General features: G+C 63.5%; 27 protein-coding genes and 3 pseudogenes. 21 read left to right on the top strand and 9 right to left on the bottom strand.

Features of this window, described 5'->3' with window-relative positions; genetic code table 11:
• The first annotated feature begins 16 nt into the window (after positions 1 to 16).
• The 12 genes and pseudogenes from AUC71_RS05300 (at position 17) to AUC71_RS05360 (ending at position 10,295) form a co-directional block, all read left to right on the top strand.
• Positions 17 to 1,746: pseudogene (locus tag AUC71_RS05300) on the top strand (heparinase II/III domain-containing protein).
• A complete protein-coding gene (locus AUC71_RS05310; protein WP_069623423.1) occupies positions 1,743 to 2,204 on the top strand; it encodes a hypothetical protein in 462 nt (153 codons plus the stop codon). The pseudogene AUC71_RS05300 and the gene AUC71_RS05310 overlap by 4 nt, the downstream one beginning before the upstream one ends.
• A complete protein-coding gene (locus AUC71_RS05315) occupies positions 2,150 to 2,935 on the top strand; it encodes a VpsF family polysaccharide biosynthesis protein (protein WP_141701465.1) in 786 nt (261 codons plus the stop codon). Before AUC71_RS05310 ends, AUC71_RS05315 begins: the two co-directional genes overlap by 55 nt.
• On the top strand, positions 2,904 to 3,350 hold the full coding sequence (locus AUC71_RS05320) for a hypothetical protein (RefSeq protein ID WP_069623425.1): 447 nt from the start codon (positions 2,904 to 2,906) through the stop codon (positions 3,348 to 3,350). The genes AUC71_RS05315 and AUC71_RS05320 overlap by 32 nt, the downstream gene beginning before the upstream one ends.
• Positions 3,351 to 3,367: 17 nt before the next feature.
• Positions 3,368 to 4,210 (top strand): lipopolysaccharide biosynthesis protein, encoded by an 843-nt coding sequence (locus tag AUC71_RS05325; protein WP_204376643.1) that lies wholly within the window; start codon positions 3,368 to 3,370, stop codon positions 4,208 to 4,210.
• A 17-nt stretch (positions 4,211 to 4,227) separates the two neighbouring features.
• Positions 4,228 to 4,599 (top strand): hypothetical protein, encoded by a 372-nt coding sequence (locus AUC71_RS05330; protein ID WP_069623427.1) that lies wholly within the window; start codon positions 4,228 to 4,230, stop codon positions 4,597 to 4,599.
• A gap of 127 nt (positions 4,600 to 4,726) precedes the next feature.
• On the top strand, positions 4,727 to 5,707 hold the full coding sequence (locus AUC71_RS05335) for a glycosyltransferase (RefSeq protein WP_141701466.1): 981 nt from the start codon (positions 4,727 to 4,729) through the stop codon (positions 5,705 to 5,707).
• A 346-nt stretch (positions 5,708 to 6,053) separates the two neighbouring features.
• The gene (locus tag AUC71_RS05340; RefSeq protein WP_141701467.1) at positions 6,054 to 7,205 is read left to right on the top strand and encodes a phenylacetate--CoA ligase family protein; all 1,152 of its coding nucleotides are present in this window, start codon (positions 6,054 to 6,056) and stop codon (positions 7,203 to 7,205) included.
• Between the two features lie 166 nt (positions 7,206 to 7,371).
• Positions 7,372 to 8,505: a glycoside hydrolase family 5 protein gene (locus tag AUC71_RS05345; protein ID WP_069623430.1), complete on the top strand. Its 1,134-nt coding sequence runs from the start codon at positions 7,372 to 7,374 to the stop codon at positions 8,503 to 8,505.
• A gap of 173 nt (positions 8,506 to 8,678) precedes the next feature.
• Positions 8,679 to 9,137 (top strand): cupredoxin domain-containing protein, encoded by a 459-nt coding sequence (locus AUC71_RS05350; protein WP_069623431.1) that lies wholly within the window; start codon positions 8,679 to 8,681, stop codon positions 9,135 to 9,137.
• An 89-nt stretch (positions 9,138 to 9,226) separates the two neighbouring features.
• Positions 9,227 to 9,943 (top strand): hypothetical protein, encoded by a 717-nt coding sequence (locus tag AUC71_RS05355; protein WP_141701468.1) that lies wholly within the window; start codon positions 9,227 to 9,229, stop codon positions 9,941 to 9,943.
• 37 nt (positions 9,944 to 9,980) lie between these two features.
• Positions 9,981 to 10,295: a hypothetical protein gene (locus tag AUC71_RS05360; protein ID WP_069623451.1), complete on the top strand. Its 315-nt coding sequence runs from the start codon at positions 9,981 to 9,983 to the stop codon at positions 10,293 to 10,295.
• A 92-nt stretch (positions 10,296 to 10,387) separates the two neighbouring features.
• Here the strand turns inward: AUC71_RS05360 and AUC71_RS05365 are convergent, their stop codons facing one another.
• Entirely contained in the window at positions 10,388 to 10,642 is a 255-nt protein-coding gene (locus tag AUC71_RS05365) for a hypothetical protein (protein ID WP_069623433.1), read from the bottom strand.
• A gap of 14 nt (positions 10,643 to 10,656) precedes the next feature.
• On the opposite strand from AUC71_RS05365, the gene AUC71_RS05370 reads away from it, so the two are divergent.
• From AUC71_RS05370 to AUC71_RS05385, 4 genes are read left to right on the top strand one after another with little or no spacing between them, the layout of a single operon-like run.
• Entirely contained in the window at positions 10,657 to 10,962 is a 306-nt protein-coding gene (locus tag AUC71_RS05370) for a hypothetical protein (protein WP_069623434.1), read from the top strand.
• Positions 10,923 to 11,972 (top strand): adenylate/guanylate cyclase domain-containing protein, encoded by a 1,050-nt coding sequence (locus AUC71_RS21820; RefSeq protein WP_141701469.1) that lies wholly within the window; start codon positions 10,923 to 10,925, stop codon positions 11,970 to 11,972. Before AUC71_RS05370 ends, AUC71_RS21820 begins: the two co-directional genes overlap by 40 nt.
• Positions 11,873 to 12,175 (top strand): adenylate/guanylate cyclase domain-containing protein, encoded by a 303-nt coding sequence (locus AUC71_RS21825; protein WP_280139280.1) that lies wholly within the window; start codon positions 11,873 to 11,875, stop codon positions 12,173 to 12,175. Before AUC71_RS21820 ends, AUC71_RS21825 begins: the two co-directional genes overlap by 100 nt.
• A 23-nt stretch (positions 12,176 to 12,198) precedes the next feature.
• The gene (locus tag AUC71_RS05385) at positions 12,199 to 12,447 is read left to right on the top strand and encodes a hypothetical protein (RefSeq protein WP_141701470.1); all 249 of its coding nucleotides are present in this window, start codon (positions 12,199 to 12,201) and stop codon (positions 12,445 to 12,447) included.
• A gap of 18 nt (positions 12,448 to 12,465) precedes the next feature.
• Here the strand turns inward: AUC71_RS05385 and gpmA are convergent, their stop codons facing one another.
• Positions 12,466 to 13,209, bottom strand: a complete 744-nt coding sequence (gene gpmA, locus AUC71_RS05390; RefSeq protein WP_069623438.1) for a 2,3-diphosphoglycerate-dependent phosphoglycerate mutase — start codon at positions 13,207 to 13,209, stop codon at positions 12,466 to 12,468.
• A 196-nt stretch (positions 13,210 to 13,405) separates the two neighbouring features.
• Between gpmA and AUC71_RS05395 the strand changes: the two genes are divergently transcribed.
• The 4 genes from AUC71_RS05395 (at position 13,406) to AUC71_RS05410 (ending at position 16,213) form a co-directional block, all read left to right on the top strand.
• Positions 13,406 to 14,164 (top strand): AsmA family protein, encoded by a 759-nt coding sequence (locus AUC71_RS05395; RefSeq protein ID WP_069623439.1) that lies wholly within the window; start codon positions 13,406 to 13,408, stop codon positions 14,162 to 14,164.
• Positions 14,161 to 15,138, top strand: a complete 978-nt coding sequence (locus AUC71_RS21830; protein WP_204376644.1) for an AsmA family protein — start codon at positions 14,161 to 14,163, stop codon at positions 15,136 to 15,138. Before AUC71_RS05395 ends, AUC71_RS21830 begins: the two co-directional genes overlap by 4 nt.
• Positions 15,108 to 15,662, top strand: coding sequence for a hypothetical protein (locus tag AUC71_RS21835; protein WP_083238114.1), 555 nt, complete (start codon positions 15,108 to 15,110; stop codon positions 15,660 to 15,662). Before AUC71_RS21830 ends, AUC71_RS21835 begins: the two co-directional genes overlap by 31 nt.
• A 65-nt stretch (positions 15,663 to 15,727) precedes the next feature.
• Positions 15,728 to 16,213: a Crp/Fnr family transcriptional regulator gene (locus AUC71_RS05410; protein ID WP_069623442.1), complete on the top strand. Its 486-nt coding sequence runs from the start codon at positions 15,728 to 15,730 to the stop codon at positions 16,211 to 16,213.
• On the opposite strand, the gene AUC71_RS05415 is transcribed toward AUC71_RS05410, so the two are convergent.
• The gene (locus AUC71_RS05415) at positions 16,173 to 16,979 is read right to left on the bottom strand and encodes a metallophosphoesterase family protein (RefSeq protein WP_069623443.1); all 807 of its coding nucleotides are present in this window, start codon (positions 16,977 to 16,979) and stop codon (positions 16,173 to 16,175) included. The two genes, AUC71_RS05410 and AUC71_RS05415, sit on opposite strands and share 41 nt — an antisense overlap.
• 157 nt (positions 16,980 to 17,136) lie before the next feature.
• Here AUC71_RS05415 and AUC71_RS05420 point away from each other — a divergent pair, with 157 nt between their 5' ends.
• The gene (locus tag AUC71_RS05420; protein WP_141701473.1) at positions 17,137 to 17,397 is read left to right on the top strand and encodes a hypothetical protein; all 261 of its coding nucleotides are present in this window, start codon (positions 17,137 to 17,139) and stop codon (positions 17,395 to 17,397) included.
• Here the strand turns inward: AUC71_RS05420 and AUC71_RS05425 are convergent.
• The 6 genes and pseudogenes from AUC71_RS05425 to AUC71_RS05450 form a co-directional block, all read right to left on the bottom strand.
• On the bottom strand, positions 17,357 to 17,641 hold the full coding sequence (locus AUC71_RS05425; protein ID WP_244500818.1) for a hypothetical protein: 285 nt from the start codon (positions 17,639 to 17,641) through the stop codon (positions 17,357 to 17,359). The two genes, AUC71_RS05420 and AUC71_RS05425, sit on opposite strands and share 41 nt — an antisense overlap.
• A 147-nt stretch (positions 17,642 to 17,788) precedes the next feature.
• Positions 17,789 to 18,370, bottom strand: a complete 582-nt coding sequence (locus tag AUC71_RS05430; RefSeq protein WP_069623446.1) for a hypothetical protein — start codon at positions 18,368 to 18,370, stop codon at positions 17,789 to 17,791.
• A 93-nt stretch (positions 18,371 to 18,463) separates the two neighbouring features.
• On the bottom strand, positions 18,464 to 18,802 hold the full coding sequence (locus tag AUC71_RS20865; protein ID WP_069623447.1) for a type 2 periplasmic-binding domain-containing protein: 339 nt from the start codon (positions 18,800 to 18,802) through the stop codon (positions 18,464 to 18,466).
• 124 nt (positions 18,803 to 18,926) lie between these two features.
• Positions 18,927 to 19,250: pseudogene (locus AUC71_RS22585) on the bottom strand (transporter substrate-binding domain-containing protein); the annotation flags it as partial.
• Between the two features lie 79 nt (positions 19,251 to 19,329).
• Positions 19,330 to 19,629, bottom strand: a complete 300-nt coding sequence (locus AUC71_RS05445; protein WP_141701474.1) for a hypothetical protein — start codon at positions 19,627 to 19,629, stop codon at positions 19,330 to 19,332.
• Between the two features lie 79 nt (positions 19,630 to 19,708).
• A pseudogene (locus AUC71_RS05450) lies at positions 19,709 to 20,137 on the bottom strand (hypothetical protein); the annotation flags it as partial.

The following is a 20,137-nucleotide window of genomic DNA, read 5'->3' on the forward strand; positions in this document are numbered from 1 at the left end:
CTGGCATCTCGATCCCGTGACCGGGGGAAGCTGGCCTTCGCGCAGCTACTGCTTCGACATTCCGTATCGCCGCGAGCGCGGACTCGGCGACGTCAAATATGTCTGGGAGCTCAACCGGCTTCAGTTCCTACAGCCGGCCGCGGCGCTCGCCGCCCAGACAGGCGATGCAGGCCTTGCCAGATTCTGTCTCGGGGAGATCGAGGATTGGATCGACGCCAACCCGCCGTTTCGCGGCATCAACTGGGCGTCGGGGATCGAGCTTGCCTTGCGCATCGTCTCCATTCTCGCGGTGTGGGGGCTGGTCGGCGAAGACCACGCGACCCCGGTGCAGCGGCGCAAGGTGCGCGCCTGCCTCAATGCCCATGCCTATTGGCTCGCGCGCTACCCGTCGCGTCATTCTTCGGCGAACAATCACCTGATCGCGGAGTCCGGCGCCTTGTTCGTGCTCGGTACGCTCTGGCCAGAGCTCGGCATTGGTGGCCGCGCCGAGCGCGCCCGGGCCGTTCTGATCGATCAGATCGGGCGACAGATCTCCGACGACGGCGTCGGTGCCGAGCAGTCTCCGACCTACACGGCTTTTACGCTGGAGTGGTATCTGTTATGCGCCGAGGTCGCTGCGCGCTCCGGCACGCCCTTTCCGAAGAGCGTCAGCAAACGTCTGGGCGAAGCCGGCCTGTTCCTGCGCTGGATCACCGACGAAGCCGGTAATTTTCCACGCATCGGCGACGACGATGAGGGCCGCGTGCTCGCGGACGTGGCGGCAGGGCAGGGTGACTATGTGGCGTCGATCCTCGGGTCGATCGCTTCGACCCTGAAGCGGCCAAACCTCGCGCCGCCGCGCGTCTCGCCCTCTTTGCGCAATCTCTATTTTGGGTTGCCGGCGGTGTGCCCGTCAGGTCCCAAGGGCGCGAAGATTTTCTCTCATGGCGGCTATGCCGTGTTCCGCCGCCGTATCGCCGGGCGCAAGCCCATGATGGTGATGGATCACGGTCCGCTCGGGCATCTGTCCATCGCCGCCCATGGCCATGCCGACGCGCTGGCACTTTGGCTGCACATCGACGATCAACCGGTCCTGGTCGACGCCGGCACTATCTCTACCACTCCGGCGGCGCGTGGCGCGATCGCTTCCGCGGTACCGGTTTGCACAATACGCTGTGCCTCGACGGTCAGAACTCGAGCCGCATCGCCGGTGCCTTCAACTGGAGCCGGAAAGCCAATTGCGAGCGGACCGCATGGAAAAGTGCGCCCGACCTCACCGAGGTTTGCGCGCGCCACGACGGATATCTCGCCTCTCATGGTCTTTTGCACGAAAGACGTCTGATGGCGCATGCGACCGGCTTCACGGTGCATGATTCCCTGATCGGCGAAGGCGTGGCCGACGCCGCGGCACCCAAGGTCGAAATCGGCTTCCTGGTCCACCCCGACCTCGATGTCACGATCGAAGGCGCTACGGCGACACTTGCGCGGGATGGCGAGGTGCTGCTTCGCGTCACCGGCCGCGATGGGCTCGGGCTCACGCTTCACGGGGGCGAACATGAGCCGGCGCGGGGCTGGTACTCCGAGCGCTTCGGTTCGCTGCGGCCGGCGCCGCAGCTTGTGTTCAAGCCGCAAGGCAACTCTCGCCGCTTCGAGATCGAGCTCGAGGTCGTCGCGGCGCCCCCGCGTCAGAGCAACAAAAAGAGCAACGGCCGGAATCGCGCAGCCAAGGCACCGCTCGTGCTGGAAACGGCGGCACCCGGACGATGACAAATCTCGATGCAGCCTATGCCTACACGCTGCCGCGTGCGCCGGCGCGCGGTCTCAGCGAGAGCGCCCAGCGTGTGCTGATGGCGCTTATTGGCCTTGCGCTGCTCGAGATGCTGCTGCTGCCCAACCCGCTGCTCACCCACTACACCGGCTACGCGGAACCTGGCGGCGGCAATCCGCTCTTCAAGGTCCACTTCTACAGCTACACGCTGTTCCTTGCTCTTTTGTTCGTGACGGCGAATGTCGGCGGCATTCGCTTTCTCTCGACGCAGACGTCCGAACGGCCCGGCGTGGTTCAATTCGCCGTCGTCGTCATGTTCTGCGCCGCGGTCACGATCGCACGCCAAGCATCGGCGGTGTGGCCTATATGGTCGACACGCTTTTCGCCGCGCCGCTCGCTGTCATGCTCATTTCCTATTTGGACGCGGAACGCCGGCAGCGGCTCACGGCATTCCTGATTTGGTTCGTGACCTTCAACGCCGCCGTCGGCGTCTTCGAACGAATTCTAGGTATTCACCTGTTCCACTTCGGCGACTTGGACGGGTTCGCGCATTTCCGGGCCACGGCTTTCATGGGCCATCCGCTCGAGAACGCGCTCATCACCTCGTCCATGATGTTCCTGGTTCTGGCCATGCCGTGGAGCGCCTGGCGCAAGGCCTTCGTCCTTTCGGTGTGCATGGCGGGCATTCTGGCCTTTGGCGCGCGGGGCGGCTTCGCCATCACGCTCCTGATGGGCACGGCCGCGGCAGTGTTGCTCGGGGCCCGGGCGCTGCTTCGCGGCGAAATGCGCCTTTCCACGCTGGTCAACGCGCCCTTGGTCGGGACGCTCGCGCTCGCCGCCGGTGCGGTGCTGACCTTCGGCACGGTGCTTGGTGAGCGCATCGTAGCGCTGGCGCGGTTCGACGAAAGCGCGCAGGCGCGCGTCGATGCCTTCAAGCTCTTCGACTATTTGAGCCTGAACGACGTGCTTTACGGCGTCGACTTCGCGGAAGTGAACTTCATTCTGAAGCTCGATAAGGACGTTCAGATCATCGAGAATTGCTGGATTGCCATTCTCCTGATGCTCGGCGCCATTTTGTTCGTCGTCTTTGCGCTGTCCTTGTTGGGCTTCTTCCGATCGATCTCCCGGGGCCGCGCGCCTCATCGCCTTTGCCGTGATGAACTTCGTTCTGGTGGCGAGCACCAATAACTCGCTCAGCACCAAGAGCCCGTCCCTCGCTCTTTTCTCCATCGCGCTGATCGGCATTCCGCTGCTGGTGCAGAGACGGAGATCTCCGGCGGCGGGCGCGCCGCTCCGCTACGAGCCCCCCCATGCGCGATGGAGTGTGGTCATGAGCGTTAGCGTGAAAAGCGAGCTGGGGCGCAACGCGGTCATCTATGGCGGCGCGCTCCTCCTGCCGCGGCTCGCAGCCTTCGTCGCGCTCATTCTGTTTTCGAGACTCTTGGCGCCGGCGGAATACGGCTATTTCGCGCTTTTCGTGATCTCCGCCGAGCTGATGGACACGGTCCTGCTGAATTGGATCAGGATCGCTGTTCTGCGCCTTCATCCGGAGCATGAGACGGCAGGCCGCTTTCCGTTCTGCGCCGTACGTGCCTGGCGATGACGGGGCTGGCGCTGGTCGTGTCCGTTCCTCTCTCCGCGCTGTTGACCCTGCTCGCGGCGCCGGACCAGTGGGTCGGCTTTTTCGCCCTGCTCGTCGCCATGACGTTTGCGAGCGGCGTTGTCCGGTTGCGCTTGGCGGAGCTTCAGGCGGAGCAGAACGCTTCGCGCTATTTCATGATCGAGGTGGCACGGGCGATCTTGTCGCTCGGGGCGAGCCTGGCCTTGGTCGCGCTGGTGGAGCCGACCTTCATGGCGTTGAGCGCCGGCTTCGTGGGCGCCAATATTGCCGTCGCGTTGGTTTGTCTCCTTTCGTTCGCGCCGGACCTTCCGCGCATGGCGCTCGATAGGACGGTCGTGAAGTCGATCCTGTCCTACGCCGGACCGATCGTGCCGCTTACGGCGCTGCAAGCGCTCATCCCGCTGACCGAGCGGTACGTCATTCAGTTTGTGGCCGGTCCTGCCGCGGTCGGTATCTATGCGGCGGTTCAGAACCTGGTCCAACAGCCGATCAGCATGCTGGCATCGGCCGTGGCCTTGTCGGCGTTCCCCATCATCATGCGCTCGGCCGAGACCGAAGGGCATCCCGGCGCTCAGTCCCGGATGCGCGAGGCCGGTGCCTATCTGCTGGCGCTGGGTCTTCCCGCTGTCGCAGGCATCATCGCCTTGCGGAGTGAGATTGTGTCCGTGGTGCTGGGCGAGGAGTTCCGCGCCGGCGCCATCGCCATCGTCCCGTGGGTCGCCGTGACGGCGCTCCTGGTCAACCTGAAGTACCACTATTTCGACGTGGCATTTCACGTGACGCGGCGCGTCCTCGTCCAGTTGGCGACCTTGTTGCGGCGACGCTCCTTACGGCGCCGCTGATCTACGTCTTTTTGAAGATGTGGGGCCTTCCGGGGGCGGCCGCGGGCGCCTGCTTGGCCTTCGCCGCATCGCTCGCCGCGAGCTGGCTCGTCGGCCGCCGCTTGCTCGACATCCCGCATGCTTTCGGTGAGGTGGCCCGCATCACAGTGGCCGTCGGCGTCATGCTGGCAGCCCTGTGGGTCATTCAGCCCCCCGACGGCGTGGTCGGGCTTGTGATCGAGATCGTGACAGGCGGGGTTGCTATGTCGCCGCTGCCCTGGCTCTCAACGTACTGGAAATGCGTACGGCACTCACTGAGCATTTCGCGCGCCTGGTGCAAAAGCCGATGGGTGCGTCGTGACCGGGTCGATCAGTCAAGCGCCGTGTTTGGACGCGGCCATCAGAAGTGACGCGCAAACGCGTTCAACGCGTATCGCCTATTGTGGTCCCATCGCCCAGCCTGGAGAACCTGCGCGCGGCGGTTACGAGTCGGCCAATCGCCGCCTCATCGACGACCTTCGACGGCGCGGGCGCGACGTGATTGAACTGCCATATCCTGTGACGCGCGGTACGCAGGCCACCAAGGGGCTCGCCTATTTGCGTCGGTTCGCCGGTATTGCCCTCGAGATCATACGGCAGCGCAACAACTTCGATGTTCTGCACCTAACCCCCCTCTACCGGGGGTTCCTCTATCCCGAGGCGATGCTGTGCTTGATCGCGTGGGCCTTAGGCAAGCGGGTCTTGTTCGACATTCGCGCCGGATACTTCATCGAACTTTATGGAAGGTACGGTTCGGTCTATCGCGCCCTCACGGATGCACTGCTGCGGCACGTCGATACGCTCGCGGTCGAGGGCAAGGAATATTTCGCCTTCATGGAAGCGCGCCGTGAGCGACCGATCGTCTACCTTCCGAACTATGTCAGCGTACCGGGAGCCGAGGCTTCCGGGGAGCGGATCGTTTCGACTCGAGGGCCGATCCGGCTCGTGTTTCTGGGCCGCATCGTGCCTGAGAAGGGCATCGAGAAAGTCATCGGCGCGCTCGAAGCCCTGCTTGGAGCAGGATTGGACACCACGCTCGAGGTGATCGGCAGCGGCGAAGCGGACTATCTCGCAAGACTGCAAGACCGTACGAATGACCTGCCCGTGATCTGGGCCGGTCCGCTGTCTCCGGAAGAAACCCGCCTCCGGGCCGCGCAAGCGCAGTTCTTCGTCTTCCCCTCCAGTCATCTCGGTGAAGGTCATTCCAACGCACTGACCGAGGCGATGGCCGAGGGTCTCGTGCCGGTCTGTTCTGAGCAGGGCTTCAACCGCTCGGTCGTCGCGGACGCAGGGCGCGTGTTGCCGGTCGATGCGTCTGCCGCCGAATACGCCGAAGCGATCGCGGAACTCTGGCAGACCGGCGCCTGGGTGGCGTTGTCGGCTGCCGCCCGGGCGCGAATCGTCACGCATTTCACCGGCGACGTCGTGCTGTCCGACCTGATCGCCAGCTACGACACGGCGCCGGTCACGAGGTCCTGAGTGCCCGGCGTCACGGGAAGCGATTGGCCCGAGAGATGCAAGGAGGGGCTGGGGTCCGTGTTTGGAGGTGTAGGTTGAGCGTCCTCGATATCGCCCGCGGCGCCTATGTGCGCAGTCCCAAGGCTTTACGCGACGTGGTGAGTCCCGCTTTGGCGCTGCTCCCTGTCTCGTTGAAGTACGGGCGTGCCTATCAGACTTGGCGCGGCGCGGTCGCGCGCAGCCGGAGCGATGCGAGATTCGCGCAAAAGCGGCGTCTCGGCGCCTTGAGGGCTTTGCTGGTCACGCCTACGCGGGGAGCCCGTTCTGGCGGGAGCGGATCAGCCAAGCCCTCGGCACGCGTCCCGATTTGACCCAGGCCGATTTCGACACCTTGCAGGCCCTGCCGCTTCTGACCAAGGAGGATGTGCGGTCGGCCGGAGAGACGGTGCTGGCAAAGCCGGCGGCGACACTCGACCGCGCCTCGACGTCCGGCTCTTCGGGGCAGCCGCTTCTGTTTTGGCTCGACAAGGACCGTAGCCCGCGTGAGTTCGCCTTCGTCAACGACGTCTGGGCGCGCACGGGCTATCGGGAGGGTACGGCGCGTTGTGTCTTGCGCGGACTTCTCCTGGCGGATGTCGATCGTCATCCCTACGAATGGGAAGCCAGCCTGAAGGAGCTGCGTTGCTCGCCTTTTGCCATGACGGCGTCACGCATGAATCTCTATCTCGATCAGATCGAGGCGCGGGGCATTGCCTATCTCCACGGCTATCCTTCGGCCATCGAGGTTCTCTGCCGCCATATCTGGCAAACGGGGCGTCAGCTGAAGCGTCCCATCAAGGGCGTATTCCCCATCTCTGAGCCATTGTTCCAGCATCAACGCGACGCAATCCGCGCAGCGTTGCCTGAAGCCACGATCGCGCCGTTCTACGGTTTGAGCGAGCGTGTTCTATTCGCCTCGGAGATCGCCGGGGCCGAGGATGTGTACGCGTTCGAGCCGCTTTACGGCCATGCGGAGCTGATCGGCCGCGACGGCCAACCAGTGACGCGCGAAGGCCAGCGCGGCCGCATCGTCGGTACCGGCTTTATTTCCACAGGCATGCCTTTCATTCGCTATGAGACGGGCGATACGGCCGAGCTTGTGCGCCTTCCCGACGAGCACAATGCCTGGCGCCTGAAGGTCCGCGCGATTACGCCGCGCCGGCAGCCCGAGTTCCTCGTCGGCGCCGAGGGCAACCACATCGTCACACCGACGATCGTGCCGGTGCATCCCGACAAATTCTTCGGGGTCTCCGAGTTCCAATTCTACCAGGACGCGCCGGGACGCTGTGTCGTCAAGGTCGTGCCGCGGACAGGCTGCGGCGAGCCGGAAGCGCGGCTCTTCGTCGACGAGCTTCAGGGACGCGTCGGCGCGGGCCTCCGCTTCGATCTCGCGCTCGTCTCCGAGCTCGCGGGCAACGCGCGCGGCAAGCGTCCTTTCATCGACCAGAGACTGAACCTCGCCGGAGTCAATGCGACATGACCCATGCAGATGAACTCTTGGAGCGCCGGGCGCCGTCGCGCTGGCTCGCCGCGTTGCTGCTTGTTTTGGGTCTCATCGCCGCGCTCGTTGTCGGAGCCGGCGCGCCGGCGAATGTGTGCGCCAGCGAGGGGCCTCTCCAGCTCAAGCGCGGCGTAAGCATCCATGAGTGGCTGAACTGGGCGCCGCTCACGCCGAAGGCGACTACAAATGGCCGCCCTACCGCGACATGGCGGAATGGGGAAGTGCCGATGACTTTGCACGCATCAAGGCGCTCGGATTGGATTTCGTGCGCCTTTCGGTTGATCCGGGCCCGCTGCTCGCCTCGGAAGGCACGCGCCGCGATGTTGCCGTCGGCCGGTTGGAGGAGGCCGTTCGCGCGGTGACGAATTCGGGATTGAAAGTCGTTCTCGATCTTCATCCGGTCGGCCAGGTCAAGGCGTGGTCTCCGGAAGCAATCGAGAACGGATCTGACCAAGCGATACGTGACCGCTACCGATCCGCGGTGTCTTGGGTCGCGCGCATGCTCGAGCGGGTCGGCACGGACAAGGTCGCGCTCGAACTGATGAACGAGCCCCAATACTATCCTTGTGACGGTTCGGGCGGGCGTGAATGGGAGACCGTGCTGACCGGTCTCGTCCGTGCGGCGAGGCAAGCCGCGCCCGAGCTGACTCTGGTGGTGACGGGCGCTTGCGGCGGCAATATTACCGGCCTCGTCCAACTCGATCCGGGTCGCCTGGGCGATGATCGCCTGCTGTACAGCTTCCACTTCTACGAGCCGCACGGCTTCACCCATCAGGGCACGGCACAAAGCCGCCTCGTCAAGGGAGCACCCTGGCCGGTGACCGAGAGCGAAACGGCTTTGTCGCTTGTCTATTCGGAACTTCTGGTAGACGAAAAAGACCCCACCCCTGCGGAGCGCTCAGCAAAGCTCGCTGAAATCAGCCGCTATCTCGACGAGTATGCTGCGGGAGGCTGGAACGAAGACGCTCTCAGAGCCCGCTTCGACCAAGTCCGTGCCTGGGCCAAGAAGCACGGCGTACCCGGCGATCGGCTCTTGCTGGGCGAGTTTGGCGCCATGGCCGAGAGCGGGTGGCACGGCGGCGCGCTCGACGCGCACCGGTTCCTCTGGCTCGATGCGGTGCGGCGCGAGGCCGATGCGCTCGGTGCGTCATGGGCCTACTGGGAGTATGCAAATCCGCACGGTATGAGCCTGATGTCCCCCGACGAGATGAGGCGTCCGGACCGGATTGCGCTTATCGCCCTCGGCCTGGCGGAAGATCCCGTAAGCACCGGAAATTAGCGCGATCCCCGACATTCGATCGTCCTGGCTTGGCCTCTCGCTTGTTCTTCACTTCGATTTTGTCGGCGGGCAGAGGCCGCAAGGCGTTTCACAGCGGCGCCCCGTGGGCCTATAGTCCGCCCCCGGGAAGGAGACGTTTCGCTGACAAAGCTCAAGCAAGGAGAAGCGTCTTAATGTGGAAAATCGGTATCGTATTGGCTGCCGGTGCGGCCTGCCTGCTGGGATCGCTCGGCCTGACCCAGGCTCAGTTCATGTTCGATCCCGCCGTCCATCATCTGGAGGACATGGAGCCGCTCATCCTCGGCTCGGAAGACAACAATTTTCATATGGAGCCCAAGGAGTACCGGTTGAAGGTCGGCCAGGGCTATCGCTGGGAAATAATGGCGGAAACGGATTTTGAGTACGGTGTCATAGCCCCTGAGTTCTTTCGCAATATCTACATCCGCAAGATCGAAGCGGAAGAGATCGAGATCAGCACGCAGACGCTCGAAAAAATTTCGTTCGAGGATGTCGGCGAGGTGGAACTGGTATTTGTCGCTATCCGGCCCGGGACCTACGAATTCGGTGTCCAGAATATGAAAGAGCGGGGCATGGTGGGCAAAATCATCGTCGAGGCGGACAGCGACAACTAGGCTGACTGTCTCAAGACCAAGACCCAAAAAAGGGCTGGGCGTTCTGTTGGCCGCGTCCCTGGGAGGGCGCTTCACGGGAGGGCAACGCCGTGGATGAAGTAGAGAAGATTATTTCGCGGCTGAATGGGGTGGACCCAGAGCGGCCCTATTTCGATCCTCTCGCGGTCGAGGAAGCCGTGCGCCGGCATGCCCGGCTGATCGGCTTTCGCGACGTGTCCTTCACCTGGGCGATGGGACCTCGGCAGGCCAATGGCGAGCTCGAAGGGGTCGACTTCGAGAGTCCGGAGGCCTCCCGCTGGCCGTTGACCATGCAGGCCATGCAAGATCAGGCCGTGGCCGAGCTCCAGCGGGACGCAGCTGTATGGCAAGCCTACCAAGAGGCGCAACGCGCGGCGGAGGAGCGGATCGCTCAGGCGCTGCATCTTGAGCTCTTCCGCTTGACGCTCTTCAATCTGCTGTCGGGTGAGGCGGGCCAGCAGGGCCACAACGTGGCCTCTCTGGTTTCTTCCGCCTTGCGGGACGTCATCGCCGGCGCGAGCGTCCAGAGCGAGGCTCTCGAAGATTTGAACGATGCCTATCTGCCCTTCGCGGACGCTTTCATGGCGGGTCTCGGCTCATTCTGGATCGTCGGCGAGCGGTTCGTCTGCTTGCCCCTGCCGCGCCTTGCCCTTGAAAACGGGGCGCTTGTCAGCGATGGCAGTCCCGCCGCCGTCTGGCCGAATGGCGAGCTTACGCCAATGGGGACGAAGGCCTTATTCCCGTTCTACAATCGGTGGAATGGTAGCGTCAGACGTGCCGAGGGCTGACGCAAACAAGCTGCAAAGCTTGTGGAAGGAGACGAAGATGCGTGAACGTTCGAAGCTGACATCCGTGGCTGCTGTTGTCGGTACCGCGGTTCTGACTTTCACCGTGGTTCCAGATGCTGAGGCCAAGATCAAATGCCAGGGCATTTTTCAGGTGAACAAGAGCGGCCTCATCTCAACGCCCTATTGCCAAGAGCTGGAGATCGCGCGGGTGGCGCGCAGCTATGGTTGGAAAGTGACCGACGCACAGGTCCGCAACGATCCCTTGAAGAAGGTCTATATCTGTCAGGCGCTCGGCGGCGACACGCGCCTGAAGGGCGCGTGCGGCGCATATTCACGCGACCTGTATCGCTAGTCGGCATTCACCCGGCGGGGTTCGGCTGACGTTGGAGTGAATTGGCCAACAGCATGCCGCGCATTACCATTCGCTTTGCGCTGATCGCGCTCTTACTCGCGGCGATCGTGCCCACGGCCACGGGCATCGGCGTCTCGGCCTATCTCAACTCGCGGGCGACGGTCGAACTTCTGTGGCGCGACCTCGCCGACGAGATGATCGAGGACGCGCGACAGAAGGCGCTTCGCTATGTGGAGTCGGCGGGGGCTCAGCTCCGCTTGAGTCGCTTGTTGACCGAGAAGGGCCTGATCGACCCGGCGGATCGCGAAGGCTTGCTCGACTATCTCCATCGCTGTCTTCTCGCGCATCTCAACGTCACCTGGTGCTCCTATGGCGGTGCCGATGGCGCTACCTCGCGGCCTATCGCGAACCGGACGGTTCAATCCGCCTCACCGATCGCGAGCGGGAGGAAGGTCGCACGCGCTATCGCGACTACCGGATCAAGCCTGACGGCTCCTACGCGCTCATCGTCGACAGGCTCGGCGACTTCGATCCGCGCACCAGGCCCTGGTGGCCGGTCGCCGAGGAGTCCGACGAGCGTCGTGGTCCGAGCCCTTTCTCTTCGCCTCGCGGCGCCAGCCTGGCGTGGTGCTGGTGGAGCGTCAGGACGACGCCGAGGGCAATATGATCGGCGTCTGGCTCATGGAGTACGAACTCAGCGCCATCGCGCGATATCTGCGCGACATTCGAGAATCGGCCGTTCCACTCGGCGGACCGCAGTCCCATGCCGACATTTACATCGTCTCCGGGCAGGGACGCGTCATCGGTCACCCGCTGGCGCAGACGGTGCGGGATCGGAAGAGCGGTCCGGAGCTGATACCGGCCGAAGAGCACGAGGACGAGAAGTTGGCCAAGGCCTACGCGCACACGAAGGCGTCTCCCGGCGGCGAACGGCATTTCGAGGTTTTGGCGGACGGCGAGCGCTATCTCGCCGTGAGCGCGCCGTTCTCGGAAACCGGCACGCCGGACTGGACGGTGTTGATCGCCGTGCCGGCGCAAGCGCTTCTCGGGCGGATCTACGACAACAATCGCGCGGCTGCGTGGATCGCGGCCCTCGCGGCGCTGCTCAGCGTATTAATGGGCGTATTCATCGCCGAGCGCACCATGGGCCGGGCTTTGCGCGGCATCGCCAAGGATCTCGATCAGATCGGGCGGCTTGATTTCAGCGCCGAGGGTGCGTCCCAGACAAGCGCCATTCGAGAGATTGCCGCCATGCACGCGGCGCGGGACCGCATGACCGGCGGATTGCGCTCTTTCGCCAAATATGTGCCCGCAGGCCTTGTGCGCGACCTCATGCTGCGCGGGCAGGAGGCGGCGCTTGGCGGCGAAACACGTGAGCTTACGGTCTACTTCGCGGACATCGAAGAGTTCACCGCCATCGCCGAGACGCTCTCGCCGAATGAGCTGGTCGATCAATTGGGTGACTATTTCGAAGAGATGAGCGGGGTGATCCGCAGCGAAGACGGCACGGTCGACAAATTCATCGGCGACGCATCATGGCGTTCTGGGGCGCGCCCCAAGACGTTTCGGATCATGCGCTGCGTGCCTGTAAGGCTGCACTCAGATGTCAAGCGCGGCTTGAGGGCCTCCGCCAAGTTTGGGCGAAGGAAGGCCGTGCGGCATTTCGTGCGCGCATAGGGATCAACACCGGTGACGTGCTGGTGGGGAATATCGGCTCCGACGAGCGCATGAACTACACGGTAATGGGCGATCCCGTGAACGTGGCAAGCCGCCTCGAGATGCAGTGCAAACGTGCGGGGCTTGAGATCATCATTGGTCAGCGCACGCGGGAGCTGGCAGGTGCGGACGCGTCGCGCGGCCGCTCGACAAACTTGCGGTGAGGGGCAAGGTGGAGGGGATCGTGGTGTATGAATTGATCGCACTCCGCGAATTCGCGACCGCGGATCAGCTGCTTATGGAAGCTCTGGGGGAAGAGGCGATGAGCGCCTATCTTGCGCGGGATTTCGATGGAGCGGCAGCGGCGTGCGACAAACTCCTGAAGCTTAGGCCCGGGGACGTCAGCGCATCCGAGCTGTTGGCGCGGACCGAAACCCTTACCGCAAGCGGTGTCGCGGAGAACTGGGACGGGGTCATGGTTCTCACCGACAAATAGAGGTCGGCGGCGTCTCGCTCACGCGGTCGAGGCTGCGACTTTTGCTTTCGGCAGAGCGTGCGCCTCCCGGCCGTCCTCCAGATAGAAGCTGCGGATCGTACGCAAGCCGTCGTCGAGCTCGTAGACGAGTGGTTTTCCGGTCGGGATTTCGAGATGAGGAATATCCTCATCCGAAATGCCGTCGAGATATTTCACGAGTCCGCGCAGGCTATTGCCGTGGGCGGAGATGAGCGGCGTGCGTCCATCCATCAGAAGAGGTTCGACACGTTCCTGCCAGAACGGCAAGACGCGCGCCACGGTGTCTTTAAGGCTTTCGGTCAGTGGCAGGTGCCGGCGCGGAACGCGGGCATACTTAGCCTGATTGCCCGGAAAGCGCGGGTCGGTCTCGGCAAGCTCAGGCGGCCGGACCGCGTAGCTGCGGCGCCAGATGTGCAGTTGCTCCTGGCCGACCTCCTCCATGACCTCGTCCCGTTTGCGCCCTTGCAGCGCGCCGTAATGGCGCTCGTTGAGACGCCAGCTCCGGCGCACCGGCAGCCAGGTAAGCTCAAGCGCATCCAGAACGAGCCAAAGCGTATGCACGGAGCGCTGAAGATACGAGGCAAAGCACTGATCGAACTTGATGTCGCTGTCCTTGAGGAGCGCCGCCGCCCGCTTGGCTTCGTCGATGCCGTTGTCGCAAAGGTCGACATCGGTCCAGCCGGTGAAGATGGCGTCCCGGTTCCAGACGCTTTGGCCGTGTCGCAGGAGTATTAGTCGCGGCATAGGCAGTCTCCGTCGCAGGGTACGACCCCCTGGTGTATGAGCCCCGGCCCTCCAGAGCAAGCCCATCCGCGCCGACAGCTCCCATTGGTCTTGGCCGTCATTTGCCCGTATTTCGGGGCTATTGCGCTGAATGACGCCGAGGACTAGCGGCCGTCTTCAAACGCCTTTTCCCTACCCTGGGAATCGGTTGTAATTCGTGAATCAGCTTGCATTCGACGTGCGGAGGGGCGCTTTGCGGCTCATTTTCTCTATTCTGACGGCCATCGTCGTCCTCATCGCGGCCGTCGTCTTCATCGGCCCCATGTTCATCTCTACCGAGGAGCTGCGCAATCAGCTCTTCGCGCAGGTCGAGGCGAACACCGGCTACCGGCTCCGGGTCAGCGGTCCTGTCGACATCACGTTTTTCCCTTCGCTCGATCTCGTTGCGGAGGATGTCGGGGTCGCGCAGCCCGCCACCGGCAGCGATGCCGAATTCGCCACGGCCCAAAAGCTCAAGTTCGGCTTGATGCTGCGCGGCCTGCTCGACGGCAAGATGCGGGTGACCGAGGTCACGCTCGTCGATCCGGTCATCGCCGTACCGCAGAAGACAGCGGCCGCTTCGGGAGATGCCGCGTCCGATGCCGCTCAAGGTGCGCCCGCTGGCGGCGGCGCAAGCGGGACGGCGGGTATCGCCGAGAAGCTCAGGAACCTCACGCTCGACAAGCTCGTCATTGAGAACGGTACGGTAATCCTGCCGCCTCCGGCGGCGAAGCGGGCAAGCGCATCGAGAAACTCAATCTCGATGCATCGCTTCCAGGATACGACGCGCCGTTGTCGTTCGAGACGAGCGGCGTCTTCGACGGCAAGGCGATGGAGGCCAACGGGTCGATCGGAGCCTTCGGCCAGTTTCTCGAAGGTGCGCCCGCCCCTGTGCGGATCACGGCCTCGGCGCCGGGTATGCTCGAGGCGCCGGTGAGCGTGAGCGGCACGGCGTCCTACAAGAACGATACGGTGACACTCACTCAATTCAGCGCGAAGTCCGGCGACAAGACTTTGTCCGGGACCGCGGTCTATAAAGATGACACCGCAACCTTGAGCCAGTTCACGGCCACCATGGGCCGGGACACCTTCGCCGGCAACGCCGTCTATAAGGACAATATTGTCACCATCAATCCGCTGCGCGCCAATGTGCGCGGCACGGTGCTGGCCGGGCAGGTTTCGGCCAATCTCGCCAATCAGGTTCCCTACGTTGTGGCGGCGCTGGCTGCGAAGACCCTCGACGTCAATGCAATGACGGGGATCGCGAAGTCGAAGCCCTCGACCGGTGGCGGCGGCGGTGGTGGCGGCGGAAAGAAAGCGACCGCGGGATGGAGCAACGACAAGATCGACTTCTCGCCGCTCAAGGCGGTCAACGGCAAATTCAACATCTCCGCCGAGCAGCTCATTTACGATCAAATCGTAGTTGCTCCGGTGACACTGCAGGCGGTGCTCAATGGGGGCAAGCTGAATGCGACTCTGTCGAAGTTCAAGCTCTATGATGGCACCGGGGACATAGCCATCGCGGTTGATGCCAGCGGCAAGACGCCGGCGCAGCGCGTCAAGCTTTCGCTCGCCAAGTTCGATGCGTATCCGTTCCTGCGCGATGCGGCCGGCTTCGAGCGGTTGCAAGGCCGCGGAACGGTGTCTATGGATCTGAGCGGCTACGGGGCGAGTCAGCGGGCCATCGTTTCAGCGCTCAGCGGTAACGCCAATCTCGAGTTCGCCAACGGCGCCATACGCGGAGTCAATATCGCGAAGATGATCCGCAGTCTCGGCACGGGCGTGTCGAGGGATGGCAAGGCAACGAAGCAGAGAAGACGGATTTCGCCTCGCTCGGCGCGACCTTCAAGGTTGCCAAGGGTCAGGCCACGACCAAGGACTTGCATCTGGTTGGACCGCTCGTGCGCATGAACGGCGCCGGTACGGTCGATCTTCCCGGGCAGACGCTCAAATTCCGCGTCGATCCGCAGCTCGTCGCCTCGCTTGAAGGGCAGGGGGGCAAGAAGGATATGGCCGGTCTTGGCGTGCCGGTGATGATTACCGGTCCGTGGTCGCACCCGAAATTCTACCCCGACATCAAGGGCATCCTCGAGAATCCGGCCGAGGCCTATCAGCGCTACAAGGAATTCAGCAAGGGCGTGAAGAATCTTCCGGGCCTCGATGGCACTGGCGCAGGCGCGCTGTCGAACGTGATCAAAGACGGCAAGGTCGACAAGGATGCGCTGATCGGGGGCATCGGCGGCTTGCTCGGCGGCACGCAAGCGGCGCCCACGCCGGAGACGGACGCGGCGACGACGCCGGAGGCACAGCCGAAAGCGGATAAATCCAACAAGAAAAAATCGGCCAAGAAAAAGAAAAACAAGCAGCAGACCCAAAAGCTCGACGCCGAGGACGCGGCCAAGCAGCTTCTGGATAATTTCCTCACCGGCCAGTAGGGCGCCGCCCGCAGCGCGAGAATTCGTCCGTTTGACAAGTCTCGCGTGCGCGATACGCTCGCCCAATGGGCTCAATTCTCGACATGTGCCGCGACGCGCCGCTCGTGAAATTGGCGGCCGGCTCGGTGCTATTGCCCGAGGGCGAGACGTCCGGTCACCTCTATGTGCTCAAGTCGGGCTCCATCGAGGTGCTGCGCGGCGAAACGCAGGTCGCCGTCGTTGAGGAACCAGGTGCGGTGTTCGGTGAAATGTCGGTCCTGCTCAACCGGCCGCATACGGCGACGGTGCGCGCGCTGACGCCGATCGAGGTCCACGCTTTCGACGACGCCGGGAGCTTTCTCCGCTCAAATCCCGAGATCGCTTTCCATGTGGGCCGCCTCCTTGCCGGACGGCTGAATGCGGCCACGACCTATCTCGCCGATCTCAAGCGGCAGTTCGAACATCAGAGCAATCATCTCGGCATGGTGGGAGAGGTGCTGGACGTGCTGATCCATCAGCAGGATGAGGATTTCAGCCTTGGCTCGGAGCGGGAGGCGGATCCCCGGCTGTGAGCCAATCCGGCAATGCCGTCAGTTTCGGCACGGGACGCGTGAGCTCTTCTTCGAATCGGATGTATTGATTGCCGGCGGCGGAGAACCACAGCGCTTCGCCAACAGTCGTATCCATGACGATATGGGCCGGCGGCGCGCCTAGATAGTGGCCGGTGTTGAAGATCCAGGTGGCGCCGATGCGGTCGACCCATGAGCCGTTCTGCACGTAGGGCGCCTCATGGACGTGGCCGGACATGACGATGTCGGGCTGATACTTTTCGATCCATTTTCGCAGAGCATCGTCGCCAAAGTAGCGCTGGCCGCCCCAAGCGACCGGAGAGGCTGCCGGTGGGGCGTGGTAGATCCAGATCCACCGCGTCCGCCGTTCCTTCGCGGTCTCGGCAAGTTGCGCGCCGATCTCGGCTTGCGACACGGGCCCGTCCCACCAGGGGCACATGGTAAACAATGTGTCACCGATCGCGACCGACTCCCCGTCCGACAGCACGCCCTTGTTGCGGGCGCCCAGAAGCCACTTGGCCATCTTCTCGCCGGCCGGCGTCTTCGAATCGAGGTCGTGATTTCCGGAGCAGATCAGAAGGCGTGTCTTGGCCTCGATCCGGCTGAAGTACTTTTTCACGACGGCCGCCTGAGCGCGTCCGTCCACGAGCGAGGCGAGATCGAGATGGTCGCCGGCCATGACGACGACGTCGAAGTCGCCGGCGACCTCCGCGACCCAATCGAAGAGCGGCAGCGAATAGTGGAGATCGGAGACGAGAAGCAGGCGCATGGCATTTCCACCGTCAACGATTTGCTCACCTTGAGTCGCTTTACCCGGCGGCGGATGGCCGTCGAGGCCCGCAGTGAACGGTTTTTTCGGAGATCACTCGTATACCGATGAGCCCCGGCGCGGAACCCCCGCCGGAAACCGTGCCAAGCAGACACCGATGGTCCACCTGATCACACCCCATTATCAGCGCAGGAGCTTCTTTAGGCCCCGCCGGCCGAGGAACGTCTGGCGCGCCGTTCGCCGCTACCAGCTCCTGGAGTTGCTCGCCTTTACCGGTGCGATCGTACTCGTGTGGCTCGGCGCGCATCTCGACAACGAGCGCAACACCTGGGCAGCGCCCGAACCGGCGGGCGTGGAGTCCGCCAGCGTCGACCTGATCATCGGTGTTCCGATCGGGACGGGCCGGCGGCCGCTTTAGCAGCGAGTTCCCGTCGCTCCTCCGGGGTGCCGACAGGCTCTCTCTCGACGGCAAGCTCCCGCCTGCGCCACAAGGGCTTTCGCAAGCGCGGCGCCACCCACCAGGCAACCGGCCAAGCGAGGATCAAGCTCACCGCAACCACGAGCGGGATCAACACCCACGCGTGTTGTGACAGGGCTTCGATCGAAAGCACGAGAACGATGCCGATGCCGAACAGCACCGCATTCGTCATGCCATAGATCACGAGCCCTATTCGTGACCGGGTTGAGAGTTCCGAGGCTGGATCCATGAGCGTAAAACGCCCCATTCGGAACCAGCGTTCCGCTCTTCGTACCCCAAAGCTCTGATGAAGGTCAGTCGACAGCGCTATGCGCAAGCCCGTCGTGCCGGGTTAGCGGCCGCCGAATAGACCGCCGAGAATTCCGCCACCGCCAAAGAGGCCACGGCGCTGGGGCGCTGGGGCCGGTTCGGCGGCAGCCGTCGCCGGCTCGGAGGACCGCTTGTTGGAAGGCTGGCTTCCGGAGGTGGCGGACCTTTGTGTCGGCGCGGAACTCGGGGCCGCTTCGACCGGCATGGTTGGCGCCGGCGCAAGCGCCGCTTCCTCGATCCAGCCGCTTGCCCCGCTTCGCACGTCTTGGATGCGGATAAAGCCGTCCTTGCGGCTGATTGGGCGGAACGGCCGTCCCGCGGGGAAGCCAAACATCGCCGATGCGGATGCCGAAGGCTCGGCCAGAACTTGGACGGGCCGATTGGAGACCAGGACCTTCCCGGCCATTGCCTCGTCCAGCGGCTCACCGACGATTTCCGGCGCGGCGGCCTCGTTGCCTGTTGATGTGTCGGGAGGAGCTACCGAAACGGTCTCCACCCCGGAATCTTCTGTCCCCGTCTCCGCGTCGTCAAGCATCCAAAAAATGCCAGCGACGATCAGCAGGCCGACGGAAAGAATAATCCCGAGAATCTTGTGCTCGGCCATCTACGCTACTCCCTCCGGGAGATTATGGCACGGCCCGGCACCCCAATCCACCGGGTCGGTGCCACGGAAACCCAATCTGCAGTCCGCGGCCGATTACTCGGCGCCGCCCTTTGGCTCATATTTCGCATCCCACTCAGCCCGGGCGTCGGTCAGCATTTTATGGAAGCTGCCGTCGGTGGTCAGCTTGGTGACGTCCTCGCCAAACTTCGATGCCATGGCTGCGCAAGGCGATTTCTTGGAGAACGCAACGAACATCTCGGCCGACAGAAGCGCGGGTTCCAAGGCCTCGACCTTATCCTCGATCCCGCTCTTTTCCGCTTCGGCGTCGCCCGGGTAGAACCCGGCGATCACATAGTCCACGTCGCCCTTCAGAAGGGCTTCGAAAGCCGCGTCGATGCCGTCCGTCCGGGTGACCGTCAATTTGTCCTTCATGAGCGTCGAAAGCGGTGCCGTAGCTCTCGCCTTTATTGGTCGCGCCTTTCTTGCCAATGAGGTCCTGCTGGTCCTTGAAGGAGAACTTGCGGTCCTTGGCTACGAAGACCACGACCGGATCATAGATAAACGCCGGCCGGACATAGTCGAGATATTGCGCGCGGTCGTCATTGTAATAGATGCCGACGATCATGTCCGCCTTGCCTTCGCGGGTGGCCTCTTGCGCTTCGGCCCATGTGCCTTCGTATTTGGAGCTGAGCGGGACATCGAGATCCTTGGCAATGGTCTCGACCAGGCTCGGCGCTGCGCCGACGATGCGGTCGCCCTGTTTGAAGGCGATGGCCGGATATTGAGGGTGCCCGTCGAAACGATCTGGGTGCAGGTCTCCGCGGCGAGGGCGGGGGGACTGGAAAGGGTCAGGGCAACAAGCACGCTCAGGCAGAGAGATCGGTTCATCGTCTTCGTCCTTGTTCCCGGTTTAGGATTTCTCAGATGCGCCCGGCGGGGTGCCGGATCGAACGCGGTCATCACCGCCCCTTGGCCTGGGCCTTGACCTTGTCGACCTCGGCCTGCGAGACCTTGCCGGCCTTGACGAGGGCTTGCACGCAGGCCGGCGAGAGGCTCGGGCCTGCCTTGCGCATGCAAAGGTTGAGACCGCTGGAGTTCAGGCCCCAGTCGCCGCAAAACTTCTTGTAGTCGTTCACGCAGAAATTCTGCATGTCCTTGGTGACCGTGCCGGCCTGCGCCCAGGCCGCCGAGGGGCTGGCGAGCGCAAGGCATGCCATCGCGGCAAGCGCGGTCAGCGGTCCTGTATGGATTGGTATCATCTGCGCCCCCTTCTGTTCCCGGCCAACTCTACCCACGCTGTCTCATGTTTGCGGCGGGGCGATGGCGGATTGTACTGGATTATCGGCATCCCGCGCCGCTGTTTTGCGGTGCGGCTCCCATAGCAGGTCCGGCGAGGGCCGGGAACTCTAGCGGCAAGGCCGCCATGATCGCCCGCATCTCGTTGTAACGGGCGGGGTTGCTCGTGCTTCCCAAGACCACGCCGACAATGGTCTGGCCGTTCGGGGCGCGCCAAGCGGTCACCAAATTGAAGATGCCGTTCGTGACATGGGAGCCGGTCTTGGCGCCGAGCACGCTGCCTTCGCCGAGGATTTCGAGGCTGGTCTTGAGGGCGACCGTGCGCGGCGTTTTTCCGCCGATCTGGAGCGTGCGCTCGGTGCAGGCCCAAGCGGGCAGGAGCCTCGCATCGGTGAAGACCTCCGCCGCAATGAGGCCCATGTCGCGGGCCGTGGCCAGCGTTGGCCGGAGAAAGACCGTAGGGATCGGCAA

Source organism: Methyloceanibacter marginalis (genome assembly GCF_001723295.1).
In the GTDB taxonomy this organism is placed as follows: domain Bacteria; phylum Pseudomonadota; class Alphaproteobacteria; order Rhizobiales; family Methyloligellaceae; genus Methyloceanibacter; species Methyloceanibacter marginalis.